General features: G+C 72.9%; 3 protein-coding genes and 1 pseudogene. 3 read left to right on the top strand and 1 reads right to left on the bottom strand.

Features of this window, described 5'->3' with window-relative positions; all coding sequences use genetic code 11:
• Positions 1 to 184: 184 nt before the first annotated feature.
• On the bottom strand, positions 185 to 1,018 hold the full coding sequence (locus tag ACTIR_RS0108475) for an SDR family NAD(P)-dependent oxidoreductase (protein ID WP_026453943.1): 834 nt from the start codon (positions 1,016 to 1,018) through the stop codon (positions 185 to 187).
• 35 nt (positions 1,019 to 1,053) lie between these two features.
• On the opposite strand from ACTIR_RS0108475, the gene ACTIR_RS0108470 reads away from it, so the two are divergent.
• From ACTIR_RS0108470 to ACTIR_RS26435, 3 genes and pseudogenes are all read left to right on the top strand, one after another.
• A complete protein-coding gene (locus tag ACTIR_RS0108470) occupies positions 1,054 to 2,340 on the top strand; it encodes a M16 family metallopeptidase (RefSeq protein WP_026453942.1) in 1,287 nt (428 codons plus the stop codon).
• Complete coding sequence (locus ACTIR_RS0108465; RefSeq protein WP_026453941.1) at positions 2,337 to 3,728, top strand: M16 family metallopeptidase; 1,392 nt, start codon at positions 2,337 to 2,339, stop codon at positions 3,726 to 3,728. Before ACTIR_RS0108470 ends, ACTIR_RS0108465 begins: the two co-directional genes overlap by 4 nt.
• Positions 3,725 to 3,875, top strand: a pseudogene (locus ACTIR_RS26435) (NAD(+) diphosphatase); the annotation flags it as partial. The gene ACTIR_RS0108465 and the pseudogene ACTIR_RS26435, both read left to right, overlap by 4 nt.

Here is a 3,875-nt window from a genome sequence, read left to right as displayed (position 1 = left end):
CGTGCCCGGGGCGTCTCCGCGCGGGATCCGTCCGCCGTCCCGCCGGGTGGTCCCGCTCCCGACGGCGGCGCGTCCCACGGCGGTGTCTCCCACGGCGGTGTGTCCCACGGGGGCGCCGCCGACGACGCCGGGCAGGGGGACCCCGGTCACCGGGACACCGCGGACGATCAACGGTCCGGGCCGTTCACGCCTCCCGGCTGAGCGCGTCGGCGATCAGTTCGTCGGTGAGTTCGCGCAGCCGGGCCCGGGCGTTGCGCTTGTACGCCTGCGGGTGCGGCTCGGACTCCTCGGTCCCGTTGAAGAACCGGCCCGTCACCCCCTCGACGTCCTCGCCGCAGATCAGCCGCAGCGTCGCGGCCGCCCCGTCGGCGACGGTGCTGGCCGGGGTCCGTCCGGACTGGCGCACCATCGAGGTGTCCATGAACGTCGCCGGGTGCAGGGCGTTGACCGTGATGCCGCTGCCGTGCAGTTCCTCCGCGAGGTCGAAGGTGAACATCACCTGGGCGAGTTTGCTGCGCATGTAGGCCGAGGCCCCGCTGTACTGCCGACGGCACTGGAGGTCGCTGAACGACAGTTCCTGCTGCCCCGCCGAGGCGACGTTGACGATGCGGGCGGGGGCGCGCAGCAGCGGCAGGAGCCTGCGGGTGAGGTGGTAACCGGCCACGTAGTTCACCGCCAGGCGGAGTTCGATGCCGTCCACACTCTCCCGCCGGACCGTCGGATCGGATCCGGTGCCGATCCCGGCGTTGTTCACCAGCACGTCGATCCGCTCGTACCGCTGCCGGATCTCCCGGGCCAGGCGCTCGACCTGGTGCAGGTCGGACAGGTCGGCCCGCACGGCCTCCACCTCGGCCCCGCAGTTCGCGCGGGTCTCGTCCCGCAGGTCGCGCAGCTTGTCCGCACTGCGGCCGTGCGCGATCACCCGGGCGCCCCGGGCCGCGAGTTCGCGTACCAGGTGCCTGCCGAGGCCGTCGGTGGCGCCGGTGACGAGGATGGTCTGCTCGCTGAGTGGTCTCATACCCCTGCCTGTGAGAGTACCCGTAGGGTGTGGCCATGGCCGTCTCCGAGTTACACCGATTCACCCTCGACAACGGCCTGCGGGTCGTGCTCGCGCCGGATCCGACGGCGCCGGTCGTCGGTGTCAGCGTGCACTACGACGTGGGCTTCCGCTCCGAACCGGAGGGACGCACGGGGTTCGCGCACCTGTTCGAGCACCTGATGTTCCAGGGCAGCGAGAGTCTCGAGAAACTCGCGCACTTCCGGTACGTGCAGAGCAGCGGCGGCACGTTCAACGGATCCACCCATCCGGACTACACGGACTACTTCGAGGTGCTGCCGTCGGCGGCGCTGGAGCGCGCGCTGTTCCTCGAGGCCGACCGGATGCGCGCGCCGAAGCTGACGCGGGAGAACCTCGCCAACCAGATCGACGTGGTCAAGGAGGAGATCCGGCTCAACGTGCTGAACCGGCCCTACGGCGGGTTCCCGTGGATCCTGCTGCCTCCGGTGCTGTACTCGACGTTCCCGAACGCGCACAACGGTTACGGCGACTTCACCGACCTCGAACAGGCCACCCTGGACGACTGCGCGGCCTTCTTCGACACCTACTACGCCCCGGCCAACGCGGTGCTGACCGTGGCGGGCGACCTCGACGTCGACCGCACCCGGGAGCTGGTGGACAAGCACTTCGGGGACGTACCCGCACGGCCGCGGCCGCACCGTCCCTCGTTCGCGGAACCGGCGCCGGACTCGGAGCTGCGCGCCACGCACACCGACCCGCACGCGCCGCTGCCCGCACTGGCCGTCGGCTACCGGATGCCCGACCCGGTCAACGAGCTGGACGGCTACCTGGCCAACCTGGTGCTCGCCGGGGTGCTCACCGACGGGGACTCCTCCCGGTTGCAGCAGCGCATGGTGCACCGGGAGCCGCTGGTCACCGACATCAACGCGGGCGCGGGGCTGTTCGGTCCGTTCGAGGCACGGGACCCGGACACGTTCTCGGTGACGGCCGTCCACGCACCGGACGTGGCCCCGGAGACCGTGCTCGGCGCCCTGGACGCGGAGCTCGGTGAGCTCGCCGCGACCCCGCCGGGGGAGGCGGAGCTGGCGAAGGTGACCGCGCGGTGGAGCGCGAACCTGCATTCCGACCACGACCGGCTGATCTCCCGCACCCTCGCGCTGGGCTCGACGGAGCTGCTGCACGGCGACGCCGCGCTGGTGTACGAGCTGCCCGAACGGATCGCGGCCGTGACGGCGACGCAGGTGTCCGAGGCCGCGAAGGCGCTGCGCCCCGACTCGCGCGCGGTGCTCGTGGTGGAGCCCGACCAGGGAGGTACCCAGTGAGCGCGACCGACACGACCGGTTCCCGACACCGCGACGCGGACGCGATCGGCCGCACCGCCACCGGTCCCCGCGAGGTCCCCGGCCTCGGCGAACAGCGCGCCGCGGCCGACCTCGCGCACACCGACACGGTGCTGCCGAACGGGCTGCGCGTCCTGGCGGTGCGCAAGCAGACCGTGCCGATGGTGGAGATGCGGCTGACCATCCCGTTCGCCGGGGACGACCCGCTGCACCCCGCCACGGCGGAGGTGCTCGCGGAGACCCTGCTGACCGGGACCCGGCGCCGCGACCGGGTGGCCATCGACACCGACCTGGCGCTGATCGGCGGTGAGCTCGGCGCGATGGTCGACCCGGAGCACCTCGGACTCTCCGGCAGTGCCCTGGCCTCCGGCCTGCCCACGCTGCTGGACGTGCTCGCCGACGTGCTCACCGAGGCGTCCCACCCGGACGCCGAGGTCGCCCGGGAGGCGGACCGCATCGCCGAGCGGCTGGCCGTCGCACGCACACAACCCCGGGTGATCGCGCGGGAGGCGCTGCAGCGGCACCGGTACGGCGACCACCCGTACACCCGGGAGATCCCGCACGCCGAGGACGTGGCGGCCGTGACCCCGGAGGCGGTGCGCGCCCTGCACGCCGCCTCGGTGCTGCCGGGTGGTTCGACGCTGGTTCTGGTCGGCGATTTCGATCCGGACACCGTCGTGGCGGACGTCGAGCAGGCCCTGCGGGGCTGGAGCAGCGACCGCAATGCGGCCGAGCTGCCCGCGCTGCCGCACCTTCAGGCGGGTGACGTGCTGCTGGTGCCCCGGCCCGGTGCCGTGCAGTCGCAGATCCGGCTCTCCGCGCAGGCCGTCCCCCGGACCGACCCGCGCTACCCCGCGCTGCAACTGGCGAACCTCACGCTCGGCGGATACTTCTCGTCCCGGCTGGTGGAGAACCTCCGCGAGGACAAGGGCTACACCTACGGGGCGCACTCCGGCTTCGAGTTCACCGGCACAGGGGCGACGGTGCAGGTGGAGGCCGACACCGCCAGCGACGTCACCGCGGCGGCGCTGCTGGAGACCCGGTACGAACTCGGCAGGCTCGGCCTGGTGCCGCCGACGGACGACGACGTCGAATCCGTGCGCCAGTACGCCATCGGGTCGCTGCTGATCGGGTCGTCGTCGCAGGCGGGGCTGGCCAACCAGCTCTCCTCCCTCGCGGTCGTGGGGCTGGGCGTCGAGTGGCTGCTCGAACACCCGGCCCGGGTGGCACGGGTGACCACGGAGGAGGTCGCCGAGGCCGCGCTCACGTTCTTCGCCCCGAGCCGGTTCACCGGCGTGGTGGTGGGCGACGCCGACGTGCTCGCCCCCCGCCTGGAAGCGCTCGGTGGAGTGACGGTGGACCGGGAATGAGCGCGGCGACACCCTTCCGGCTGGGTGCGGATCCGGCGCTGTCCCGCTCGACCGCCGACCGGCAGGAGACCCTGCGCGGCGACCCGGAGCGGCTCCGCGCGCGGTGGCCGTCGGCACGGGTGGTCCCGGTGGACGACCGGGGCCGCA

This window comes from Saccharomonospora iraqiensis subsp. iraqiensis (assembly GCF_000430445.1).
GTDB lineage: Bacteria > Actinomycetota > Actinomycetes > Mycobacteriales > Pseudonocardiaceae > Saccharomonospora > Saccharomonospora iraqiensis.
The sequence above is the reverse complement of the archived record's forward strand: the minus strand, read 5'-3'. Positions and strand labels throughout refer to the sequence as shown.

What these genes read in the sequence shown, in the direction of transcription:
- ACTIR_RS0108475 (WP_026453943.1), bottom strand. Translation starts at nt 1,018, where the DNA reads ATGAGACCACTCAGCGAGCAGACCATCCTCGTCACCGGCGCCACCGAC.
- ACTIR_RS0108470 (WP_026453942.1), top strand. Translation starts at nt 1,054, where the DNA reads ATGGCCGTCTCCGAGTTACACCGATTCACCCTCGACAACGGCCTGCGG.